Source organism: Gluconobacter sphaericus NBRC 12467, assembly GCF_006539125.1.
Taxonomy (GTDB): Bacteria; Pseudomonadota; Alphaproteobacteria; order Acetobacterales; family Acetobacteraceae; genus Gluconobacter; species Gluconobacter sphaericus.
Genome location: NZ_BJMK01000068.1, coordinates 1 through 3,048, shown reverse-complemented (window position 1 = coordinate 3,048; position 3,048 = coordinate 1). Strand labels below are relative to the sequence as shown.

Below are 3,048 nucleotides of genomic sequence, written 5' to 3'. Positions count from 1 at the left end.
CGAGGAAGTAATTTGCGGGGTTGGAGAAATCCAATGTAAATTTTCCATAATTTATTATTATATTCGGTTTTTTCGTTATGTATAAAATACTATGGTTATGATTAATTCTATTATCCTGTAAAATTGTCTTTTGTTTCTGTGCTGCTTTCATGAGACTATCGTCATCACAAGATGGTTGAAGATAAAGGTATGCTTCATGAAGGTCGGTCTGTTCGTTCCATGTTATGTGGACATGTTTCACCCCGAGACAGCAATTGCGACTCTGGAACTGCTGGAGCGCTTTGGGTTATCCGTTGAATATCCTGTCGATCAGACATGCTGCGGTCAGCCCATGACCAATACTGGCTGCGAGCGCGAGGCGGCCAAGACGGAAGAACTGTTCGTCCGCAATTTCGGGAAATACGACTACATCGTCACGCCGTCCGGAAGCTGCACCAATCAGGTGCGCAACAACATGACGGCCATCGAACAGACTGATGCCGTCAAACACGTTCGCAGCCGCACCTATGAACTGGTCGAATTCCTGCATGACGTTCTCAAGGTCGATGTGTTCCCCTGGGCCGAGTTTCCGCATCGTGTTGCCTTGCACAACAACTGTAACACGCTGCGGAACCTGCGGATCGCCAGCATGAGCGAACGTCGGGAAGAGCCGTTTTCCAAGCCGAAGGCGCTGCTGGGGATGGTCAAGGGCATTGAATTCGCCGATCTGACGCGCCCTGACGAATGCTGCGGCTTTGGCGGGACGTTCTCGGTGTTCGAGGAAGGTGTGTCGGCCAAGATGGGTCAGGACAAGGTGACGGATCAACTCAAGTCCGGCGCGGAATATGTCACGTCCTCCGATAGTTCCTGCATGATGCATCAGGAAGGCTGTGCGCGACGGATGGGTGCCAATCTCAAATACATTCACATCGCCCAGATCCTGAACGGAGCACGCGCATGACCGCCGAATTGCATGAAGAGCTGACGGACCCGCATGGCGAACAGCTCGATCATGGCGCCGCCTCGTCCCGGCCTCTGAAGTCCCGGATTTCGGAACCCCAGCCGCGGGGTGCGAAAATCCGTGGCAACCGGCCCGTTGACCAGTCCGAAGCTGCGAACCGCTTCATGGCCGCGACCGAACATGAAACCATGCATGACGCGCGCCTGTGGGATTTGCGTCAGAAGCGCGACAAGGAAATGCATGGGATCGAGGAATGGGAGGAGCTTCGCAACCTTGCCTCTGGCATCAAGGAACACACGCTTTCGAAGCTCGATTACTATCTCGAACTGTTCGAGAAAAATGCGACGGCCAACGGAATCAAGGTTCACTGGGCGAAGGATGGGGCCGAGCATAACGCCATTGTTCTGGAAATTCTGCGGAGCAGGGGCGTCGAACGGCTGATCAAGAGCAAATCCATGCTGACGGAAGAATGCGGCTTCCGGGAGTTCATGGCCCACAACAACGTCGAGGTCATCGAAACCGACCTTGGTGAGCGCATCCAGCAACTTGATGACGAAGCACCTAGCCACGTCGTCGTGCCTGCCGTGCACAAGCTGCGCACCGATGTGGCCAGCGTGTTTGCAAAGACAATTGGTTCCGATCCAGATAATGCGGATGCGCATTACCTGACAGAATGTCAGCGCGAAGCCACGCGTCCGCTGATCCTGTCGGCTCAGGCCGGTATGACGGGCGGGAATTTTGTGGTGGCGGAGACGGGAACCTTCGTTGTCTGCACCAATGAGGGCAATGCGGATCTGTCTGCCAATACGCCGCCGCTGCATATCGCGTCCATCGGGATCGAGAAGCTGATTCCCGGACTGAACGAACTGCCCGTCTTTATTCGCCTGCTGTCACGCAGTGCCCTGGGTTCTCCGATTACGCAGTATACATCGCACTTCCGTGGTCCGCGTGAGGGCAGCGAGATGCATGTCGTGCTCGTGGATAACGGGCGTTCCGAGCGTCTGGGAATGGAGAAATTCTGGTCGGGGCTGAAATGTATCCGTTGTGGTGCCTGCATGATCACCTGCCCGGTGTTCCGGCGCAGCGGTGGTTTGAGTTATGGCGCAACCTATGCCGGGCCGATCGGGCTGATTATTGACCCGACCTTCAACGCGCATAAATATCGAAACCTACCGTATTCCTCGACGATGAACGGCAGTTGCACTAATGTCTGTCCGGTAAAAATTAACATTCACGAACAGATCGCCGACTGGCGCAAGACGCTGGCGGGTGCGGGAGAAATTTCCTCGGTCAAGAAGGTCATGATGAAGGCGGCGGGCGAGGTTTTGGCATCGCCTGTAGTCTATCGGGCAAGTCTGCCTCTGGGGCGTAGCGCGCTACGACATCTGCCGCATTTTATGCTGTACAACAAGCTCAATACTTGGGGCCGCAAGCGCGACATTCCTGAGACACCCAAACAGACGTTCAATGAATGGTATCGCAAGAACCGGAAGCAGCAGGACGAAGGGAAAAAGTCATGAGCGGTTCACGCGAAGCCATTCTGGACACAATCCGGAAAAATCATATTCAGGGCGAACGTCCCCGGCCTGTCGTGCCGCTGTTCGATCAGGCAGCCCCAGCAGACATGAGGGCGCTGTTTCAAAAGACTCTTGAGCGCATGGGCGGCAAGATGCTCACTCCTTATGCGGTCGATCCGATGGCGCCCGTGTGTCAGGCTATCGTTAAGCTGGGGCCGGTCCTGTCTTGCGTGCCGGAGTTCGAGGGAGATATGAGGATCACACCCCAGACGAAGCCTACGGATATTGCCCCGGTCGAATATGCCGTTCTGCGCGCGGCGTTCGGAGTGGCGGAGACGGGATCGCTTTGTTTTACGGAAAAGCAGCTTCTTGTGAACACGACGGGCTTTTTGCCTCAGCACTTAGTGATCCTGCTGGACCCGTCTCAGATCGTGTATAATTTGCACAATGCTTACCAGCGCCCGGAATGGACGCAGGCGCATTATGCTGTGTTCCAGAGTGGTCCGTCAGCGACGGCAGATATTGAAGGCGTGCTCGTGCATGGTGCGCAGGGTGTGCGCTCGCTAAGCGTGTTGTTTCATCCGGAGGCTT

General features: G+C 55.2%; 3 protein-coding genes. All 3 read left to right on the top strand.

Translation table 11 applies throughout. The features are described 5' to 3' along the window. Positions 1-196 precede the first annotated feature (196 nt). Complete coding sequence (locus GSP01_RS14400) at positions 197-940, top strand: (Fe-S)-binding protein (protein ID WP_141354638.1); 744 nt, start codon at positions 197-199, stop codon at positions 938-940. Continuing rightward, a complete protein-coding gene (locus GSP01_RS14395) occupies positions 937-2,460 on the top strand; it encodes a lactate utilization protein B (RefSeq protein ID WP_141354636.1) in 1,524 nt (507 codons plus the stop codon). The genes GSP01_RS14400 and GSP01_RS14395 overlap by 4 nt, the downstream gene beginning before the upstream one ends. Next, a partial coding sequence (locus tag GSP01_RS14390) for a LutC/YkgG family protein (RefSeq protein ID WP_141354634.1) occupies positions 2,457-3,048 on the top strand: 592 nt, incomplete at its 3' end. The genes GSP01_RS14395 and GSP01_RS14390, both read left to right, overlap by 4 nt.